19 protein-coding genes are annotated in these 18336 nt (G+C 64.0%); 13 read left to right on the top strand and 6 right to left on the bottom strand.

All coding sequences use genetic code 11. The features are described from left to right. The first annotated feature begins 116 nt into the window (after nucleotides 1-116). From YWC_RS0124170 to YWC_RS0124180, 3 genes are all read left to right on the top strand, one after another. Nucleotides 117-884 (top strand): SIMPL domain-containing protein, encoded by a 768-nt coding sequence (locus tag YWC_RS0124170; RefSeq protein WP_027867687.1) that lies wholly within the window; start codon nucleotides 117-119, stop codon nucleotides 882-884. An 85-nt stretch (nucleotides 885-969) separates the two neighbouring features. After that, a complete protein-coding gene (gene pssA, locus YWC_RS0124175; protein ID WP_027867688.1) occupies nucleotides 970-1836 on the top strand; it encodes a CDP-diacylglycerol--serine O-phosphatidyltransferase in 867 nt (288 codons plus the stop codon). 59 nt (nucleotides 1837-1895) lie between these two features. Further along, the gene (locus tag YWC_RS0124180) at nucleotides 1896-3443 is read left to right on the top strand and encodes a 2-isopropylmalate synthase (protein WP_027867689.1); all 1548 of its coding nucleotides are present in this window, start codon (nucleotides 1896-1898) and stop codon (nucleotides 3441-3443) included. A 202-nt stretch (nucleotides 3444-3645) separates the two neighbouring features. Here YWC_RS0124180 and bamE read toward each other — a convergent pair whose 3' ends face one another. Next, a complete protein-coding gene (bamE, locus tag YWC_RS0124185; protein ID WP_307177087.1) occupies nucleotides 3646-4149 on the bottom strand; it encodes an outer membrane protein assembly factor BamE domain-containing protein in 504 nt (167 codons plus the stop codon). 172 nt (nucleotides 4150-4321) lie between these two features. Here bamE and rpsO point away from each other — a divergent pair, with 172 nt between their 5' ends. Further along, the gene (gene rpsO, locus YWC_RS0124190; RefSeq protein ID WP_027867691.1) at nucleotides 4322-4591 is read left to right on the top strand and encodes a 30S ribosomal protein S15; all 270 of its coding nucleotides are present in this window, start codon (nucleotides 4322-4324) and stop codon (nucleotides 4589-4591) included. A 172-nt stretch (nucleotides 4592-4763) separates the two neighbouring features. Next, nucleotides 4764-6866 carry a polyribonucleotide nucleotidyltransferase gene (pnp, locus tag YWC_RS0124195; protein WP_027867692.1) on the top strand — a complete coding sequence of 701 codons (2103 nt, stop codon included), beginning with the start codon at nucleotides 4764-4766 and terminating at the stop codon, nucleotides 6864-6866. A 65-nt stretch (nucleotides 6867-6931) separates the two neighbouring features. On the opposite strand, the gene YWC_RS0124200 is transcribed toward pnp, so the two are convergent. Genes YWC_RS0124200 through YWC_RS32335 form a run of 3 tightly spaced genes read right to left on the bottom strand, consistent with a single transcriptional unit; the run spans nucleotide 6932 to nucleotide 9342 of the window. Then, on the bottom strand, nucleotides 6932-7666 hold the full coding sequence (locus YWC_RS0124200) for a hypothetical protein (protein WP_027867693.1): 735 nt from the start codon (nucleotides 7664-7666) through the stop codon (nucleotides 6932-6934). After that, complete coding sequence (locus YWC_RS30685; protein ID WP_051306724.1) at nucleotides 7663-8739, bottom strand: DUF2515 family protein; 1077 nt, start codon at nucleotides 8737-8739, stop codon at nucleotides 7663-7665. The genes YWC_RS0124200 and YWC_RS30685 overlap by 4 nt, the downstream gene beginning before the upstream one ends. Before the next feature lie 48 nt (nucleotides 8740-8787). Next, nucleotides 8788-9342, bottom strand: coding sequence for a PAAR domain-containing protein (locus YWC_RS32335; RefSeq protein ID WP_084416569.1), 555 nt, complete (start codon nucleotides 9340-9342; stop codon nucleotides 8788-8790). Nucleotides 9343-9582: 240 nt separating this feature from the next. Between YWC_RS32335 and YWC_RS0124215 the strand changes: the two genes are divergently transcribed. After that, a complete protein-coding gene (locus YWC_RS0124215; protein ID WP_156923872.1) occupies nucleotides 9583-9954 on the top strand; it encodes a hypothetical protein in 372 nt (123 codons plus the stop codon). On the opposite strand, the gene YWC_RS0124220 is transcribed toward YWC_RS0124215, so the two are convergent. Continuing rightward, nucleotides 9911-11047 carry an acyltransferase family protein gene (locus YWC_RS0124220; protein WP_027867695.1) on the bottom strand — a complete coding sequence of 379 codons (1137 nt, stop codon included), beginning with the start codon at nucleotides 11045-11047 and terminating at the stop codon, nucleotides 9911-9913. The genes YWC_RS0124215 and YWC_RS0124220 overlap by 44 nt on opposite strands. A gap of 313 nt (nucleotides 11048-11360) precedes the next feature. Between YWC_RS0124220 and YWC_RS0124225 the strand changes: the two genes are divergently transcribed. The 7 genes from YWC_RS0124225 to YWC_RS0124255 all read left to right on the top strand — a co-directional run bounded on the left by YWC_RS0124225 (nucleotide 11361) and on the right by YWC_RS0124255 (nucleotide 17739). Next, a complete protein-coding gene (locus tag YWC_RS0124225; protein ID WP_027867696.1) occupies nucleotides 11361-12221 on the top strand; it encodes an STAS domain-containing protein in 861 nt (286 codons plus the stop codon). A gap of 19 nt (nucleotides 12222-12240) precedes the next feature. Further along, nucleotides 12241-12597 (top strand): STAS domain-containing protein, encoded by a 357-nt coding sequence (locus YWC_RS0124230; RefSeq protein WP_027867697.1) that lies wholly within the window; start codon nucleotides 12241-12243, stop codon nucleotides 12595-12597. Next, nucleotides 12597-13064: an anti-sigma regulatory factor gene (locus tag YWC_RS0124235; RefSeq protein ID WP_027867698.1), complete on the top strand. Its 468-nt coding sequence runs from the start codon at nucleotides 12597-12599 to the stop codon at nucleotides 13062-13064. The genes YWC_RS0124230 and YWC_RS0124235 overlap by 1 nt, the downstream gene beginning before the upstream one ends. Continuing rightward, on the top strand, nucleotides 13052-14074 hold the full coding sequence (locus tag YWC_RS0124240; protein ID WP_027867699.1) for an ATP-binding protein: 1023 nt from the start codon (nucleotides 13052-13054) through the stop codon (nucleotides 14072-14074). Before YWC_RS0124235 ends, YWC_RS0124240 begins: the two co-directional genes overlap by 13 nt. Nucleotide 14075: 1 nt before the next feature. Continuing rightward, on the top strand, nucleotides 14076-15449 hold the full coding sequence (locus YWC_RS0124245; protein WP_027867700.1) for an ATP-binding protein: 1374 nt from the start codon (nucleotides 14076-14078) through the stop codon (nucleotides 15447-15449). Further along, the gene (locus tag YWC_RS0124250; RefSeq protein ID WP_027867701.1) at nucleotides 15446-17338 is read left to right on the top strand and encodes an ATP-binding response regulator; all 1893 of its coding nucleotides are present in this window, start codon (nucleotides 15446-15448) and stop codon (nucleotides 17336-17338) included. Before YWC_RS0124245 ends, YWC_RS0124250 begins: the two co-directional genes overlap by 4 nt. An 83-nt stretch (nucleotides 17339-17421) precedes the next feature. After that, on the top strand, nucleotides 17422-17739 hold the full coding sequence (locus YWC_RS0124255) for a DMT family transporter (protein WP_027867702.1): 318 nt from the start codon (nucleotides 17422-17424) through the stop codon (nucleotides 17737-17739). 259 nt (nucleotides 17740-17998) lie between these two features. Here YWC_RS0124255 and YWC_RS0124260 read toward each other — a convergent pair. Further along, a partial coding sequence (locus YWC_RS0124260) for an IS110 family transposase (RefSeq protein WP_027867703.1) occupies nucleotides 17999-18336 on the bottom strand: 338 nt, incomplete at its 5' end.

Below are 18336 nucleotides of genomic sequence, written 5' to 3' on the forward strand. Positions count from 1 at the left end.
CCTACAATTAAAGACAGTTGCAACGGTTCATTACAAAACTACGAAGGAAGTTGTGAACCCGGTATCGTATAAATGACACGGACATCCGTCGTTATTTACTGTACTGGAGAACAACAATGAAACTTTCCAAATCGCTCGTCGCCGCCGCACTGGTGCTGGCTTTCCACACCCAGGTCCAGGCGCAGACCGTCCCGTCCACCGCCGGCACGCTGGTGGTGGTCCCGGCCTTCGGCGAAGTGAAGCATGCCAACGACCAGGCCACCGTCACCTTCGCCGTCGAAGAGCATGACAAGGACAAGAATGCCGCTGCGGCGCGCGTGAACCGCAAGATGAAGGAGGGTACCGAGATCGTGCGCCGCGCCGATCCGAAGGCCGAGCTGAAGACGATGGGCTACTACACCTATCCGGTGTATCCGGAAGTGCCGCCGATGCAACCGGCGCTGCGCACGCCGGTGAAGCCGGTGCCGGTCGCCTGGCGCGTCGGCCAGTACCTGGAGGTGAAGACCACCAGCCTGGCAGACCTGCCGAAGACCGCCGCCGCAGCCCAGAAAGTTCTGCAGATCAACAACGTGAGCTTCGGACTCAGCCCGGAACTGGAAAAGCGCCTCGATGACCAGCGCATCGCTGCCACCTACCGCAACCTGAATGAACGCATTGCCTCGATCGCCAATGCGATGGGCCGCAAGCCGGCCGAGGCCATGCTCGACACCGTCGATTTCGAGGGCTCGGGCAACTATGCGGGCGATGGCCAGGGGGCGCCGGCGCCGATGATGATGCGGGCCAGCGCCATGAAGGAAGCGGCCGACCAGATGCCGGAACCGAGCTTTGAACCGGGAGAAACCACGCTCCAGATGCGTCTTGTAGGAAAGGTGCGCTTCAAGTGAATGCTCGCACAACAGTGATCAGTCGCTAATAAGGGGTTCACGCCTTTATAATGCTGACAACAGCATTATTTTTTGACGGATCACTATGCCCAATTTCCCACGACGCCGAGTACCTGGAGCCGCGCCCAAGGCGCCACGATTTTCCCGCTTGAAACGCTTCGGGCGCAGGGCGGAAGACCGTGTCCAGGGCGAGCGCGGCCGCGGCATCTACTTGCTGCCGAACGCGTTCACGACCGGCGCGCTGTTCTGCGGCTTCTACGCGATCGTCATGGCGATGAACCAGCGCTTCGAGCACGCCTGCTGGGCGGTGTTCATCGCCATGGTCCTCGACGGGCTGGACGGGCGCATTGCGCGCCTGACCAACACCCAGTCGGAGTTCGGCGCGCAGTACGACTCGCTGTCGGACATGGTGTCCTTCGGGGCCGCGCCGGCGCTGGTGATCTATGAATGGTCGCTGCGCGGGCTGGGCAAGCTGGGCTGGATCGCGGCCTTCATCTATTGCGCGGGCGCCGCGCTGCGCCTGGCGCGCTTCAACACCAACATCGAGGTGGTGGACAAGCGCTTCTTCCAGGGGCTGCCGAGTCCGGCGGCTGCGGCGCTGATCGTCGGCTTCATCATGATGATGACCGACCCGGACATCAACGTCAGCTCGCGCCAGGTGGACTGGGTGAGCTGGGGCCTGGCGGTGTTCGCCGGCCTGACGATGGTGTCGAACGTACCGTTTTACAGCTTCAAGGACGTGAACTTCCGCAAGTCGGTGCCGTTCATCGTGGTGTTCCTGATTGCCCTCGGCTTCGCGCTGCTGGCGATCGACCCACCGAAAGTCCTGTGGCCGATTTTTGTGATTTACGGCTTGTCGGGATATGCCGTGTTCGCCTGGCGCGCAGCCAAGGGCAAGCCGGTGAGCATCATCCCGCTCGACGACGAGCCGGACGACAGCGTGCGCCGCTAGCGCGGACCTTCGGGTCGGGGCAGGGCGCCCGCTAAACTTGTTTAGCAATGGAGCCCGTAATGCCAGATCCGAACCGCCTGATTATTTTCGACACCACCCTGCGCGACGGCGAGCAATCGCCCGGCGCATCCATGACACGCGACGAGAAGGTGCGCATCGCGCGCCAGCTCGAGCGCCTGCGGGTGGACGTCATCGAAGCCGGCTTTGCCGCCGCCTCGCCGGGCGACTTCGAAGCCATCCGCGCGATCTCCAGCGCGGTGCGCGAATCCACCATCTGTTCCCTGTCGCGCGCCAACGACCGCGACATCGCCCGCGCCGCCGAGGCGCTGGCGCCTGCCGCACGCAAGCGCATCCACACATTCATCGCCACTTCGCCCCTGCACATGCAGGTGAAGCTGCGCATGGAGCCGGAGCAGGTGCTGGAACAGGCCAAGCTCGCCATTCGCTACGCGCGCAATCACACCGACGACATCGAGTTTTCGCCCGAAGACGGCAGCCGCTCGGAAGAGGATTTCCTGTGCCGCGTGCTGGAGGCCGTGATCGCCGAGGGCGCGACCACCATCAACTTCCCCGACACGGTCGGCTACGCCGTGCCCGAGGAATTCGGCCGTCGCATCCTGCGCCTGCGCGAGCGCGTGCCCAATTCCGACAAGGCCATCTGGTCGGTGCACTGCCATAACGACCTGGGCCTGGCCGTGGCGAACTCGCTGGCCGGCGTCACCATCGGCGGCGCACGCCAGATCGAATGCACGATCAACGGCCTGGGCGAGCGGGCCGGGAACACCTCGCTGGAAGAAGTCGTGATGGCGCTGCGCACCCGCCACGACTACTTCAACCTCACGGTGGGTGTGGACACCACGCAGATCGTGCCGGCCTCGAAGATGGTCTCGCAGATCACCGGCTTCGCGGTGCAGCCGAACAAGGCGGTGGTGGGTGCGAACGCGTTTGCCCATGCCTCGGGCATCCACCAGGACGGCATCCTGAAGGCGCGCGAGACCTACGAGATCATGCGCGCCGAAGACGTGGGCTGGACCACCAACAAGATCGTGCTGGGCAAACTCTCGGGCCGCAACGCCTTCAAGTCGCGCCTGCAGGAACTGGGCATCGCGCTGGAATCGGAGCTTGAAGTGAACGCGGCCTTCGCCCGCTTCAAGGAGCTGGCGGACCGCAAGGCCGAGATCTTTGACGAGGACATCATGGCGCTGGCATCCAGCGCGGACCATGAGCAGGCCGGCGAGACCTACCGCCTGGTGTCGCTGTCGCAGCGCTCCGAGACCGGCGCGCTGCCGCATGCGACGGTCGTGTTCGCGGTGGACGGCAAGGAAGTGTCGGCCGAGTCCTCGGGCGACGGACCGGTGGATGCGGTGATCACGGCGATCGAGAGCGTGGTGAAAAGCGGGGCGGAGCAGGTGCTGTTTTCGATCAATGCGATCAGCAACGGGCCGCAATCGCAGGGCGAGGTCACCATCCGCCTGTCGCACTCGGGGCGCATCGTCAATGGCGTGGGGGCGGATCCGGACATCATCGTGGCCTCGGCCAAGGCGTATTTGTCGGGGCTGAACAAGCTGCATTCGAAAGTTGAGCGAGTAAATCCGCAGGGGGTGTAAGGAGACTTCTCGTCTTCGCACCCAAACTTGGAGTGAACAATGCCAGTGGCATTGTTCACGCCTTTGCGGGAATGACGGCTTATCGGCTAGTGGTCAAAGTTGACGTCTGCAGTATTCGCTAGCTTAAAAACCGTCGTTCCCGCGCAGGCGCGAACCCAATTCCGCAGCAGAGCCAAGAACAAGAGCATGCACCACTAACTGCTCACCACCCCATCCGATCCCTTGGCTCGTACATCGGATCGGGTCCATTGAGCATCTGCCGTACGATGCCGTCCTGGTCGAAGTGCACATGCATCATGGAATTCCACACGCCCGCCTCCTTGTACCGGTACGACCACACCTCGTAGCCCTTCATCGCCACATGGGACTTCTCGGCCGGCCGCCCAATCGTGCGCAATACATCTTCCTTTGTGGCCCCGTCCACCTTGATGGTGGCGAACTTTTCCCCGGTGAGCACCTGCTCGTAGGACACCAGCCGCCCATCCGCGCCGATGCGCGCCATCCAGGTGAACTGGCCCATCGGCCCGGTCGCGTACTCGAAGATGCGGTCGTTGCCGGCGCCATAGATGCTGGTGGGCCGCCCCATCTTCTTCTGCACCAGGTCTTCCGGGTCGCCGATGGTGGGCGTCTCGCGCAGCATTCCGGCGCAGCCGCCGAGCAAGACGAGCGCCACGAATGTTGTAAATCTGATCAATTTGTTCATCATTTGGCCCTCCAAACGCGCCAACATCCCCAAAATCTGCCTTCTGGACGATGCAAACAGTGGCCCCATGCCCCGTTTTCCCCTATACTGGCGGGTCTGTCCATTTTGGGCAGGCGATTCGTCAATCACGGTGCGCTGGGTTTCGACTCATGCACCGCATGTGAAAGGTAACATCATGACCGTAGAAAACATCAACAAAGCCGCGATTATCGCGGACAACGCACGTGGCCAGAACGATACCGGTTCGCCGGAAGTCCAGGTTGCACTGCTGACCGCACGCATCAACGAGCTGAACGGCCACTTCAAGGCACACCAGAAAGATCACCACTCGCGTCGTGGCCTGATCATGATGGTCAACCGTCGCAAGAGCCTGCTGGCTTACCTGAAGCGCAAAGACGCAAACCGTTATCGCGACCTGATCGCCAAGCTCGGCCTGCGTAAGTAATCGTTGGTCAAGACGATTTAGTCACGAAATGCCTGCGCCAGATACCTGTCGCGGGCATTTTTTGTTTGTGCTGTTTTGTTGTTTTTGCAGTAATGGCGGGAAAGCTTTCCCGTCTGTGGTGAGGTGAACGACAGCTCCTGAAAATCTGTCGGCAAATAGAAAGGGATTACCCATGTTTAATAAAGTTTCGAAAACCTTCCAGTACGGTCAACACACGGTCACCTTGGAGACGGGTGAAATCGCGCGCCAGGCAAGCGGCGCCGTCGTCGTGTCGGTCGAAGACACCGTCATCCTGGCCACCGTGGTCGCCAAGAAGGACGCCAAGCCGGGCCAGGACTTCTTCCCGCTGACCGTCGACTACATGGAGAAAACCTACGCAGCCGGCAAGATCCCTGGCGGCTTCTTCAAGCGCGAAGGCCGTCCTTCGGAAAAGGAAACCCTGACCTCGCGCCTGATCGACCGTCCGATCCGCCCGCTGTTCCCGGAAGGCTACCTGAACGAAGTCCAGGTCATCATCCACGTCCTGTCGGTCAATCCTGAGATCGATCCGGACATCCCGGCCATGATCGGCGCCTCGGCTGCGCTGTGCATCGCCGGCATCCCGTTCAACGGCCCGATCGGCGCAGCGCGCGTCGGCTACGCGAACGGCCAGTACATCCTGAACCCGACCACCACCCAGCTCAAGACCTCGCAGATGGACCTGGTCGTGGCAGGCACCGAAACCGCCGTGCTGATGGTGGAATCGGAAGCGCAGCAACTGTCGGAAGAAATCATGCTGGGCGCGGTCGTCTTCGGCCACGACCAGATGCGCGCCGTCATCGACGCGATCCACGACCTGGTGGCCGAAGGCGGCAAGCCGGAAGTCGAGTGGAGCCCGGCGCCGAAGAACGAAGAACTGATCGCCCGCGTGAACGACCTGGCCGCAGCAAGCATCCGCGACGCTTACCAGACCCGCGAAAAGTCGCTGCGCCAGCAGAAGCTGAAGTCGATTTCGGCTGAAGTGATGGCAGGCCTGGCAACCCAGGGCGTCGAAGCAGATAGCGCCGAAGTCGGCAACATCCTGTTTGACATGGAAGCCAAGGTCGTGCGTACCCAGATCCTGGACGGCGAGCCGCGTATCGACGGCCGCGACACCCGCACCGTGCGTCCGATCGCGATCCGCACCGGCGTGCTGCCGCGTACCCACGGTTCGGCCCTGTTCACCCGCGGTGAAACCCAGGCGCTGGTCGTGGCCACCCTCGGCACCGCGCGCGACAGCCAGAAGATCGACGCGCTGATGGGCGAGTACACCGACGACTTCATGATGCACTACAACATGCCTCCGTTCGCCACCGGCGAAACCGGTCGCGTGGGCACCCCGAAGCGCCGCGAAGTCGGCCACGGCCGCCTGGCCAAGCGCGCGCTGGTCGCTGCGCTGCCGTCGGCGGACGAGTTCAGCTACTCGGTGCGCCTGGTCTCGGAGATCACCGAGTCGAACGGTTCCTCGTCGATGGCATCGGTGTGCGGCGGCTGCCTGGCACTGATGGACGCCGGCGTGCCGATGAAGGCGCACGTCGCCGGCATCGCCATGGGCCTGATCAAGGAAGGCGGCAAGTTCGCCGTCCTGACCGACATCCTGGGTGACGAAGACCACCTGGGCGACATGGACTTCAAGGTGGCCGGTACCCCGGCAGGCATCACCGCGCTGCAGATGGACATCAAGATCCAGGGCATCACCAAGGAAATCATGCAGGTGGCGCTGGCGCAAGCCAAGGAAGCCCGCCAGCACATCCTGGCCGAGATGCAGAAGGCCGTGCCGAGCGTGAAGACCGAACTGTCGGACTTCGCACCGCGCCTGATCACCATCCGCATCAACCCGGAAAAGATCCGTGACGTGATCGGCAAGGGCGGCGCTGTCATCCGCGCGCTGACCGAAGAAACCGGCACCCAGATCGACATCACCGACGAAGGCGTCGTGACCATCGCGTCGGTCGACGCTGCCGCCGGCCAGGAAGCCAAGCGCCGCATCGAAGAGCTGACCGCATCGGTCGAAGTGGGCAAGACCTACGACGGCACCGTGCTCAAGCTGCTGGACTTCGGCGCGATCGTCCAGGTCATGCCGGGCAAGGACGGCCTGCTGCACATCTCGCAGATCGCCAACGAGCGCGTCAACGCCGTGGCCGACTACCTGAAGGAAGGCCAGCAAGTGCGCGTGAAGGTCCTCGAGACCGACGAGCGCGGCCGCCTGAAGCTGTCGATGAAGGCTGCTGATCCGGTGGAAGGCGCGGCGCAGTAAGCTTCGCGGCTTCTAGCCAACAAAAACCGCCAGTGCGTGAGCCTGGCGGTTTTTTTGTGCGAAAACTAGCGAGTGGGGCGCTCTGCAGGTTTGGTCGTAACTGGTTTTGTGGCTGGTTGGTGGACCGGATGTGACTTGTCCCAAACGTAGGGATCTCCCGGCTCTCGGCATTCCGTATCGTCGCTGATCCCTATGTCGATGAGGAATAGATAGGGCGGCTCGCGTGTCCAGCAGCCTTCCGCACACTTGAACCGGAACGTCATCCCCAATTTCTTAGGGACGTGCAATGTCTGTTGCTGACGATACGGTGGCGTGAACATGGCCGCGTACAAGCGTTGCTTGCCTTCAGGGCTCAAATCGAACCATCTGCTTTCATGTAGTTCGTACGGTTCCCAGCGGCCTGCCTTGAACTGGTTCTGGAGATTCTCGAGCATGGCGACAGCTTCGTCGAATGGCAGTTTTTGCAGCATCGGCGAAGTGGAAAGTATCGACGCCACGTTGTGTTCGAAGGTCAATGCGGCGAATTTTGTCGGCGGCAGCGTGAACCCGTGGACAGGGTCTGTGAAGTGAATGATGACGGCCGGTTCAGTCACCCACGTTGCTCCGAATCCGAGGTCGCTTGGATCTTCTGCTGGAAGGTTCGATCGCTCCACGACTGGATACGTCGAGTTCTGTACGACCTCTTCGAAGGTTTGACCGAGACGGAACGACAGGACGGTCGGCTCGGGCGTGCGGTAATGCCACCACAGGCCAGCGCCAGCAACGCCAGCTAGTATGAGACGGCGATAGCCCGGCTTCACGCTACGCCTCCGCCCTCGGCAACTGCCTGGATCGATTCCTCGACCCGGCGCCGCTCGGAACTGTTCAGGAGCTTGTCGAAGCGTTCGGCCGCGCCGAGCACGAATTTCATGCGTTCCTCGACTACCCACAATTTCGCGTACTTGTCCTTGGAGAACCACGAGCTTACGCCGGCCCTGGCTTTGCATTGGGCCGACAAGGTCAGCTGGATCTCCTGGTAGTCGCCAGTTGGAAATCCAGTCGCCCAAGCAAACTGATTCATGGCGAGAAGGGCTTGCATGGTCTTCTCTTCGTACATGATCTTCTGCAGGATGTTCACCTGTTCGTGCTGCGCCAGCAGCCTGACACCCTCATGCAGCCGGCCTGCATTGACCCGTTCGAACCCTTGACCAATTTCTTGAAAAGGTTCGCCGAACGGCAGGGTGGCCCTGTCCACCTCCCAATGGACCGGATACTTGTCGTTTTTCCTGTTTGCGAGGTACTGCTTAAATTCCTGCCATCCGCGCGCCATGAAAAAGCGGTGCAATGGATAGATGTCGAGAAACAGATGCATATTGCCGTGCCCGAGCCGGCGGACCATTTTGTGCGCGCCAACCTCCGTCCCCATCTGCATCAGCGTTGCCGCTTCGGCCCCAGCAACCCCAGCCTGTGCAAAGGACCGCTGAATCCGCTCCCGTTCGCTGCGATTGCGCTCAATGACGTCGGTCGAATGCAGCAGGCCGCATCCGACCTGTTTGGAAGCAAATGCGGCGAGCCCAGCCCACTGGAACCGATTGTCGGCCAGCCACAGCTTGGCGTAAGCCGCATTGATGCGCTGGTTCCGCTTCCTCGGGTCCGCGATGAAGGCCCCATTCTCCTTCAACAGGTCCTCGGCCTCCACCTGGAAGCTTGCCCACAGGTGCTCGGGGCTCAGCACGTAGGCGGCAATCCCGTGCTTCACCGTCGCGCACGAGCCGACATAATGGTGCGTCCTGCACTCCTCGACCCGCTGGTAGTTCCCGTAAACGCGCACGCCATGGAACTCGTGCTTCTGGAAGAAAGGATTGGGCTTGCCGGCGACGTAGGTGCTGGGCATGGGAATCCTCGAGGGATAGTCCAGGTCGCCGAGCTGCGTGGCCCAGGGTCAGGCGGTGCCGCCTTCGACCGACCACTCGAGCACCGCGGCGCGCTCCGCTGCGCTCAGTGGCCGCGTTGCGCCGTTCCCGTTGGTCCTTCCTTCGATCACGCCATTGAGGAGCCGAAGACGATAGGGGCGGTGGGTGTACGGCTCTTGCGTCCTCGGGTCCAGCAGCACGAACGGAATGCCATCCGATGGCGCTGCGCTGCCTGCGGATGTGTTGAGCTTTGCTGCAGCCAGCGCCGCCGCTTCGGCCTGGGCCGCGTGCCGCTCGCCATCGAACTCCTGGTAGGCGAAGGTCTGCGCGGCCTGCACGCGCGGCGGCGGGTCGCACTTACACACGCACAGGTCGTCGCTGAGCGCGAACTCGCGGCCTTCGAAGGTTTCGCTCAGCCGGGGACCATCCAGCACGATGATCCCCTCGGTGTCGCACGCGGGACACCAGCACTTGTCTCCTTCGAGCGCCATCGGAATGCCGTCGATCGTGTCCAGGTTGTTGGCGGAGATGACCTTGCCGTCGGCGGTTGTGGGAGCGCCGAGCGTGATGTAGAAACGCCGCATAGCTGTCCTTTAAGCAGATTGATCAGTCAGTGGCGACTTATCCGACCAATGTAGCCAAGGACGAGCCTAGTCTCGTTGTGGGCCCACAAGACAGCTGGCTGTTGCGCCACCGGCCTTGCCTGGCAGTGCCTGATTTGGACGGTTCCCAGCGGAAACACATTCCAATTTGAGCCGGCACAAGGGGTGCCGTAAGCATGATCCGAAAATCCTAAGTTGATTTCCTACCGTTCGGGCAAAAGCATGCGCTCCCTGATTCCCCTGATCTGCCTGTCCGTGTGCCTCCACGCCTGCGGCGGCAACACCTCGGTTGCCCTCTACTTCGAATGGGGCTCCTGCGACTTCAACCGTCAACGCTGGGAGCAGGCGGACCGGACCGGACGCGGCTGCATGATGTCCTCTTTCCTCGACAAGTATCATCCGGTAGGGATGTCCGTGGTGGAGATCAAATTATGGCTGGGCGAGCCCAGCACCTATGCCGACTTCGAGGATCCGGCCTACCTGGTCGCCCAGTCCGGATCGAACGGCAGCGCAGGCAGGGATCAGCTGCTGGTATTCAGGATCGACCGGATCACCGGCCGCTGTGTCGAGGTCGCGTTATGGCCGGCACAGTAACAGTGCCATGCACGACGCTGCGAGGCCGCGAGAACACATCGCCCAGCGGCGTCTCCACCCACCGGAAGAATGCCGCGCCGGCCAGCAGGCTGGCGATCCACGCGACCAGCATCCCGACGGCTTGCGCATGCGCCTGCTCTGGCACGAAGCCGGCAAACGCGGCGTTCACGACCAGGCAAACGGGGAAGTGGACCAGGAAGACCGAAAACGAGATCTTGCCGGCGTAATGGATGACAGCCAGCCCACTGCCGGCACGTGAAGCGGGTCGATAGCGGCCAAACAGGAACAGCAGGCAAGCCACCGCCAGGGCCAGCGCAATGCGGCTCCGGAAGTCCAGCAGCAGGGCAATGCCGGGCAAGAGCAGCAGCGCGGCCAGGAGCAGAGCGAGGGCGCGCGGCCGGCGGCCAGGGGCGCCCGCCCACCATGCGAGCGCCCCCAGTCCGTAGCTGCCGAAGAAGTAGGGCGCCCATACGTCCCAATCCGCGTCGCGGTTGAAGTGCAGCAGCGAGGCCGCGACGCCCACCGCCGCCAGGCCCGGCATCAGCCACGGCCGCGCCCATCCTCCCGGGCGGCCGGACAGCCACGCGAGCAGCGTCAGCAGCGCATACAGCTGGAAATCGATCGCGACATACCAGGCGCCGGCGGACAGCGATTCAATGCCGAGCACACCGTGCAGCAACAATGCGTGCGCACCCAGCTGGGCCAGGGTCGGCGGCGGCGAAATCGAGTCGTGGTGCATCCAGCTGCCGGCCCAGGCGGATGCGAGGACGGCCAGCAGCATCGCCGCAATGAAGGGCGGAGCCAGTTTCAGGTAGCGGCGCTGGATGAGCTGCAGGGGATGCTTCTTTCCCGGCAGGCCATCGGGCGACAGCGATTTCGCAGCCAGGAAGCCGCCGATGACCAGGAAGACCTGGACCGCGATCCGGGCGTGGTCGTAGAGCCAGTCGACCAGCGAGGGCAGGATGCGCCGCGCGTGGTCGGACATCGGCCCATAGAAGGCCAGGTGGTGCAGCACGATCAGCTGGGCCGCGCCGCCTTTCAGCAGATCGATGAGAACAAACTGCTTGTTGCGTTCCCGATTCTCCGCGGGCATCTTGCCCAATGCTTCTCTTATCACGCGACCCAGTTTTCTCCGACAAAGGGGGCGCATTCTAGCCGAAATGCATATGTCACAGTCGACACATTTCAAATGTGCAATTAACATTGCGATTGTGAAAACTCGGCGCGCTTGCGGTGCTTCCTTCCCTTTGCCGGGGCGAAGAAGCGCCCGCCGCACCGCACAACAGTGCCGTAACCATATTGCAATAAGTGTTATAGTCGATTATTTACTTAACGATGGGATCGCACGCCTGTGTTCCGCGTAGCGCCCACTTGAAATCAACCATCCAATTCTAGGAATCGAACAGATGACCACGAAGGATTACGCCGCCCGCATCAGCCAGCTCATCCAGGAACACCAGGCCGACATCGGCGCGGAGTGGATTGCGCAGCTGGAAGCGCTGATCGTGCGCGGAACCGCCAGCTCGAAGGAGCAACTGCGCAGCCATTGCCAGCAGTTCCTGGCGACGCTCGCCGTCGCCGCCCGTGCGGGCGAACTGGACAACATCGAGCACCGCTCGTGGGACGAGGTGCGCGACCTGCTGGCCGAGATCTCGGCGACCCGCGCCAAGTCGGGCTCGACCCCGAGCGAAACCGCCACCTTCGTCTTCTCGCTGAAGCAGCCGCTGTTCATCCAGCTGGGCAATGCCTTCGCCGGCGACGCCGAGGGGCTGGCCGCCGCCTCCTGGACTATCAGCACGCTGCTCGACAAGCTGGGCCTGTACACCATCGAAGTGTTCCAGAAGACCAAGGACCAAATCATCGTGCGCCAGCAGCAGGAGCTGCTGGAGCTGTCGACCCCGGTCGTCAAGCTGTGGAACGGCATCCTGGCGCTGCCGCTGATCGGCACCCTGGACTCGGCCCGCACCCAGGTGGTGATGGAAAACATCTTGCAGAAGATCGTCGACACCGGCGCCATCATCGCCATCATCGACATCACCGGCGTTCCCACCGTCGACACCCTGGTGGCCCAGCACCTGATGAAGACCATTGCCGCCGCCCGCCTGATGGGCGCCGACTGCATCATCAGCGGCATCCGCCCGCAGATCGCCCAGACCATCGTGCACCTCGGCGTGAACCTGGAAGACGTGATCACCAAGGCCACCCTGGCCGACGCCTTCCTGGTCGCGCTCGAGCGCACCGGCACCTCGGTCATCGCCAAGGCGTAAGCGCGGATAGGCACAGAACATGGAACGCATTCCTATTTTGCGCATGGGCGACCTGCTGCTCGTAACGATCCAGGTCGACATGCACGACCGCCTTGCCATGCAGTTGCAGGACGACCTCACCGAGCGCATCGTGAGCGACGGCGCCAAGGGTGTCCTGATCGACATCTCGGCCCTCGACCTGGTCGATTCCTTCATCGGCCGCATGATCAGCAATACCGCCGCCATGGCGCGCGTGCTCGATGCCCGGACGGTCGTCGTCGGCATGCAGCCGGCGGTGGCGATCACCCTCGTCGAACTGGGCCTGACGCTGCACGGCGTCAAGACCGCCCTCAACGTCGAGAAGGGCATGGCCTTGCTGGGAAAGAGCTATAAATAATGAACGGCGCGCATACCGACGCAGTCCTGTTCGAGACCGCGCTGCTGGATAGCCACCGCCAGCACCGCACCGCACGCGTGACACTGCGCCTGCGATCGGACGAGGACGTTGTAGGCCTGCGTAAGCAGGTGCGCGAGCGCGCGGTGGCCATTGCCTTGTCCCTGGTCGACCAGACCAAGCTGGTCACGGCCGCAAGCGAGCTGGCACGTAACACGATCAAGTACGGAGGCGGCGGCGAAGTCCACCTCGACAACCTGGACGACGGCATCCGCAAGGGCATCGGCCTGCTGTTCATCGACGCCGGCCCCGGCATTCCGGACATCGGGACCGCGCTGCGCGACGGCTTCACCACCGGCGGGGGTCTCGGCCTCGGCCTGGGCGGCTCCAAGCGCCTGGCGGATGAATTCGACATCGAAAGCCGTCCCGGAGAGGGCACTGCCGTGCTGGTGGTGAAATGGAAGCGCTGATCAGTTCACTCACGCAGCAGGAAGTCTTCGCGATCAACCATGCGAGCGATGTGGCGGCGGTGCGGCGCAGCGGCCAGAAGCTGGCCGATGCGCTCGGCTTCAACGAGACCCGCGCCGGCCAGCTGGCGCTGATCATCACCGAAGCCGCCACCAACATCCTCAAGCATGCGGGCGAGGGCGAGATCCACGTCGGGCCGGCCCAATCAAGCGCCGGCGTGGGCGTCGACGTGCTCGCCATCGACAAGGGACCCGGCATCCCCGACCTGGATGCCAGCCTGATCGACGGCGTGTCCACCACGGGAACGTCCGGTACCGGGCTGGGCGCGCTCAGCCGCCTGGCCGACGAGTTCGATGCCTACACGCAGCCGGGCCAGGGTTCCGCCTTCTTCATGCGCATCTGGCGCGACGTGCCGGCGCCCGAGCCGTGCGGCGTCGAGATCGGCGCGCTGTGGACGCCGATGGCCGGCGAAGAGGAGTGCGGCGACGGCTGGGGCGTGCGCTGCGACAGCCGCGGCGCGTCCCTGCTTGCCGTCGACGGCCTGGGCCACGGGCCGGAGGCGGCGCGCGCCGCCGCGGCGGCGGTCCGCGTCCTCGAGGCCCGCAAGGGCGGCCAGGCCGGGGAGCTGATGCACGCCGCCCACGACGCGCTGCGCCCGACGCGCGGCGCGGCGCTGGCGACCGCCCGCATCGACTTCGATGCGAGCGAGCTGCGCTTCGCCGGCGTGGGCAACATCGGCGGCTGCGTGATCGACGGCAGCCGGCGCGCGCTGGTGTCGCACAACGGGATCGTCGGCCACAATATGCGCAAGGTGCAGGAATTCGCGCTGCCTTTCCCGAAGGGGGCGCTGTGCATCATGCACTCGGACGGCATCCAGACCCAGTGGGACCTGGACAAGTATCCCGGCCTGGCCGGGCGCAGCCCGGCGCTGGTCGCGGCCATCCTGATGCGCGATTTCATCCGCCGCCGCGACGACGCCATGGTGCTGGTCGTGCGCCGGCATGGGAGCTGACATGAGCCTGCACCGTATCCTCAACGTGGCACTGGACAGCGACCAGGACGTGGTCGTGGTGCGCCAGCGGGCGCGCCAGGTATCGGAGCTGCTCGGCTTCTCGCAGCAGGACCAGGTGCGCGTGGCCACCGCGGTGTCCGAGATCGCCCGGGCCGCGTGCCACCTGGGCTCGGGCGGGCGCGCCGCCTTCCTGCTGGGCCGTAACTTCGGGCGCCAGTACCTGGAGGTCACGATCAACCCCGGCGCCGGCGAGCGCCGCTCCGCGGCCACGCCGGCGGGACGCGACGCGGGCTTGAGCCGCACGCTGCCGGAACTGGCCGTGATCAGCGCGCACCGCCTCATGGATTCCTGCGAGGTCGAGCCGGAGCAGGGCATGGTCACCGCGGTCACCATGCGCAAGGCGCTGCCGCCGCAGGCCATCGTCGATAGCGCGCGCCTGGCCGAGATCAGCAGCCGCCTGGCCGGCAGTCCGGTCTCGAACACGCTGCAGGAACTGCAGCTGCAGAACCACGAGCTGCTGGGCACCCTGGCCGAGCTGCGCGAGCGCCAGGAAGACCTGCTGTCGCTGACGCGCGAACTGGAAGACACCAACCGCGGCATCGTCGCGCTGTACGCCGAGATCGAGGACAAGGCCGAACGCCTGCGCCGCGCCGACGAGATGAAGTCGCGCTTCCTGTCGAATACCAGCCACGAACTGCGCACCCCGCTGTCCTCGATCCGCGCCCTGGCCCAGCTGCTGCTGGACCGCATGGACGGCGACCTGACGACCGAGCAGGAGCGCCAGGTGCAGTTCATCGCCAAGGCCGCCAACGACCTGTCCGAGCTCGTCAACGACCTGCTCGACCTGGCCAAGATCGAGGCCGGCAAGGTCGAGGTCCAGCTGGCGCCGGTGGTCATCGACAACCTGTTCCGCGCGTTGAAAGGCATGATGCGGCCGCTGGTCGACGAAGGCCGGGTGGAACTGATCTTCGAGCCTTCCGATTTCACGGAAGCCTTCGATTCGGACGAGGGCAAGATCTCGCAGATCCTGCGTAATTTCATTTCCAACGCGCTCAAGTTCACCGAGCGCGGCGCGGTACGCGTCTCGGCCACCTACGATGCGCAGCAAGACACGATCGCATTTGCGGTCCTCGATACCGGGATCGGCATCAGCCCGGAAAACCTGCAACTGATTTTTGAAGAGTTCAGCCAGATCGAGCATCCGCTCCAGCGGCGCAGCAAGGGCACCGGCCTGGGCCTGCCGCTGTGCCGCAAGCTGGCCGAACTGCTGCATGGAGGCGTCGACGTGCAGAGCACGGAAGGCAGCGGCTCGACCTTCACGCTGACCTTGCCGCGGCGCTTTCCGCAGCCCAGCCACGATGGAACCGAATCATGAAAGCCAATTCCACCCTGATCCTCAACGTTGACGACAACGACGGCGCCCGCTACGCCAAGAACCGCATCCTGCAGGGGGCAGGTTTCGAGGTGGTGGAGGCGACCAACGGCACCGACGCGCTGGAGATCGTCAAGCGCTTGAACCCGGCGTTGGTGCTGCTCGACGTGAAGCTCCCGGACATCAACGGCATCGAAGTCTGCCGCCGCATCAAGGCCAATCCCGAGAGCGCCATGGTGCTGGTGCTGCAGACCTCGGCGGCGCTGACCGGGCGCGCCGACAAGATCCGCGGGCTGGAAGGGGGCGCCGACAACTACCTGGCGGCGCCGATCGAGGCCGACGAGCTGATCGCCAACGTGAATGCGCTGCTGCGCATGCACCAGACCCAGGTCCAGCTGCGCGACAGCGAAGAGCGTTTTCGCCAGATCACCGACAACATCGATGACGTGTTCTGGATGTTCGCCGTGCCGGAAGGCGACCTGGAGTACGTCAGCCCGGCATATTCGGACGTCTGGGGCGGCAGCCTGGATGCGCTGCGCCAGCGGCCCGGGAGCTGGCTGGACGCCGTGCATCCGGAAGACCGCGAGCGCATCGCGCAGCGCTGGCGCCAGCTGCAGCAGGCGCCGCACTACGACGACGAGTTCCGCATCCTCGGACCGGACGGGCGCACGCAGTGGGTGCGCGACCGTCTGTTTGCGGTCCGCAACGCGCGTGGCGAAGTGTACCGGGTGGCGCGCGTGACCAGCGACATCACCGCGCGCAAGGAGATGGAAGCGCTGCTGCGCGCGGCCGACCGCAACAAGAACCAGTTCCTGGCCACGCTGGCCCACGAGCTGCGCAACCCGCTCAGCCCGATCCGCAACGCGGCCGCGCTGCTGGGCGCGAACAGCGACGGCAATACCGAGCGCCAGGCGCGCGCGCGCGAAGTCATCACGCGCCAGGTCGACCACCTGGCCCACCTGGTGGACGACCTGCTCGACGTCGCCCGCATTTCCGAAGGCAAGATCGTGCTGCGCACCGAAGAGGTAGACCTGGGCGCCGTGGTCGCCCAGGCGATCGAGACCGCCGGGCCACTGATCGCGGCGCGCGGCCACCACCTGGACGTGCAGTTGCCGGAACAGCAGGTGTGGGTAATGGGCGACCCGGTGCGCCTGGCCCAGTCGGTGGGCAACCTGCTGCACAATGCGGCCAAGTTCACGCCGAAGGGCGGCGAGCTGTCGGTGCGCGTTTCCCTGCTCGAGAACGAACGGGTGCAGATCGCGGTGCGCGACAACGGCATCGGCATCGCCGAGGACAACCTGCCGCGCATCTTCGGCATGTTCGCCCAGGTGGACGTGCCGCCGGACCGCGCCCCGGAAGGCCTGGGCATCGGCCTTTCCCTGGTGTCGCACCTGATCGAGCTGCATGGGGGACGCCTGTCGGCCCAGAGCCCGGGCATCGGCATGGGCAGCACCTTCACGGTCGACCTGCCGCTGCTGCGCGTCAGCGCGGATACGGCCGGCCTGGATCATTGCGAGGCCTCCAAGCAGGGCGGCAGCGGCATGCGCGTGTTGCTGGTGGACGACAACGTCGACGCCATGGAGATGATGGGCTTCCTGCTGGCCGAGATGGGCTACGAAACCTGCACCACCTCGGACGCCGCCGAAATCGAGGGGCTGGCGCTGCGCCACAAGCCGCAGGTGATCGTGCTCGACATCGGCCTGCCGGGCATCGACGGCTACGAAGTGGCGCGCCGCATCAAGAAGAACCCGGCGCTGGCGCACATCCGCCTGGTGGCCCACACCGGCTACGGCTCGCCGGAAGACCGTCGGCGCGCGATGGAGGCCGGCTTCGACGCCCACCTGGTCAAGCCGGCCGAGCTGCCGGACCTGGAAAAAGCGCTGAAAGGGTAGAATAGCGCCCTTTTGAGAAACGACCTTCTCCGTCGGGGGAGGACTACGACCGGGCCGGCCCGGCTTTTTGAGAGGATGGCCGAATGGCTTGGATATTGTTGTTGTTGGCGGGACTCTTCGAAGTGGTGTGGGCGGTGGCCATGAAGCAGTCGCATGGCTTCACCCGGCTCTGGCCCAGCATCATCACCCTGGTCGGCAGCATCGCCAGTTTCCTGCTGCTGTCCTGGGCAATGCGCAGCATTCCCCTGGGCACCGCCTATACCATCTGGACCGGGATCGGCGCCGTCGGCGCCTTTGTGGTCGGGGTCGCAGTGCTCGGGGAGCAGCTCAACACCATGCGCGTGGTGGCGGCGGTGCTGATCGTGTCGGGGCTGGTGTTGATGAAGCTGGCTGGAGATTGAAAAATCTATGGTCCCCCTCCTTTTTGCAAGCTGATTTTGTATGATGTAGTTGGCTTGCTCAAATCTATCCGGCGTCATGTTGGAGACTTGCTCCGCGCCACGATGAGAGTTCGCGCCTGATGGGTCCTAAGAAAGCCCGCGGCTTGATGAGCCGATTTTTTAGCCAGGTTATCCGTCAGGCCTGTGTGCCGTTCANGTCATCCAGTATCAGCGTCGCAAAACCAGGTAGATGGTTNGGTACAGCAAGCTCGGGAGGCCGTCACAGCGATGTGACGGCCTCTTGCATTTTGTATTCGGTATGGTGTGCCGCCATGGCCCAGGCTGTGCGGGCCAGCTTGTTCGCTAGTGCGCACGCCACGACGTTGGAGTGTCGTCGCTCCAGCATGGAGCGGACCCACTGCGCCAGACGATCGGAANGGCGGTCCAGGCCGCGCATGTAAGATCGCGCGCACTGCACCAGCAGGCGTCGGATATTCTTGTCGCCGCGTTTGCTGATGCCCAGCAGATTCGCTCGTCCACCAGTACTGTGCTGCTGTGGCACCAGCCCGAGCGAGGCGGCGAAGTCGCGGCCGCAACCATACTGTTTGCCATCGCCCA

The sequence above is a fragment of the Massilia alkalitolerans DSM 17462 genome (assembly GCF_000427785.1).
Lineage (GTDB): Bacteria > Pseudomonadota > Gammaproteobacteria > Burkholderiales > Burkholderiaceae_D > Telluria > Telluria alkalitolerans.

What these genes read in the sequence shown, in the direction of transcription:
- YWC_RS0124170 (WP_027867687.1), top strand. Translation starts at nt 117, where the DNA reads ATGAAACTTTCCAAATCGCTCGTCGCCGCCGCACTGGTGCTGGCTTTC.
- pssA (WP_027867688.1), top strand. Translation starts at nt 970, where the DNA reads ATGCCCAATTTCCCACGACGCCGAGTACCTGGAGCCGCGCCCAAGGCG.
- YWC_RS0124180 (WP_027867689.1), top strand. Translation starts at nt 1,896, where the DNA reads ATGCCAGATCCGAACCGCCTGATTATTTTCGACACCACCCTGCGCGAC.
- bamE (WP_307177087.1), bottom strand. Translation starts at nt 4,149, where the DNA reads ATGATGAACAAATTGATCAGATTTACAACATTCGTGGCGCTCGTCTTG.
- rpsO (WP_027867691.1), top strand. Translation starts at nt 4,322, where the DNA reads ATGACCGTAGAAAACATCAACAAAGCCGCGATTATCGCGGACAACGCA.
- pnp (WP_027867692.1), top strand. Translation starts at nt 4,764, where the DNA reads ATGTTTAATAAAGTTTCGAAAACCTTCCAGTACGGTCAACACACGGTC.
- YWC_RS30685 (WP_051306724.1), bottom strand. Translation starts at nt 8,739, where the DNA reads ATGCCCAGCACCTACGTCGCCGGCAAGCCCAATCCTTTCTTCCAGAAG.
- YWC_RS32335 (WP_084416569.1), bottom strand. Translation starts at nt 9,342, where the DNA reads ATGCGGCGTTTCTACATCACGCTCGGCGCTCCCACAACCGCCGACGGC.
- YWC_RS0124215 (WP_156923872.1), top strand. Translation starts at nt 9,583, where the DNA reads ATGCGCTCCCTGATTCCCCTGATCTGCCTGTCCGTGTGCCTCCACGCC.
- YWC_RS0124220 (WP_027867695.1), bottom strand. Translation starts at nt 11,047, where the DNA reads ATGCCCGCGGAGAATCGGGAACGCAACAAGCAGTTTGTTCTCATCGAT.
- YWC_RS0124225 (WP_027867696.1), top strand. Translation starts at nt 11,361, where the DNA reads ATGACCACGAAGGATTACGCCGCCCGCATCAGCCAGCTCATCCAGGAA.
- YWC_RS0124230 (WP_027867697.1), top strand. Translation starts at nt 12,241, where the DNA reads ATGGAACGCATTCCTATTTTGCGCATGGGCGACCTGCTGCTCGTAACG.
- YWC_RS0124235 (WP_027867698.1), top strand. Translation starts at nt 12,597, where the DNA reads ATGAACGGCGCGCATACCGACGCAGTCCTGTTCGAGACCGCGCTGCTG.
- YWC_RS0124240 (WP_027867699.1), top strand. Translation starts at nt 13,052, where the DNA reads ATGGAAGCGCTGATCAGTTCACTCACGCAGCAGGAAGTCTTCGCGATC.
- YWC_RS0124245 (WP_027867700.1), top strand. Translation starts at nt 14,076, where the DNA reads ATGAGCCTGCACCGTATCCTCAACGTGGCACTGGACAGCGACCAGGAC.
- YWC_RS0124250 (WP_027867701.1), top strand. Translation starts at nt 15,446, where the DNA reads ATGAAAGCCAATTCCACCCTGATCCTCAACGTTGACGACAACGACGGC.
- YWC_RS0124255 (WP_027867702.1), top strand. Translation starts at nt 17,422, where the DNA reads ATGGCTTGGATATTGTTGTTGTTGGCGGGACTCTTCGAAGTGGTGTGG.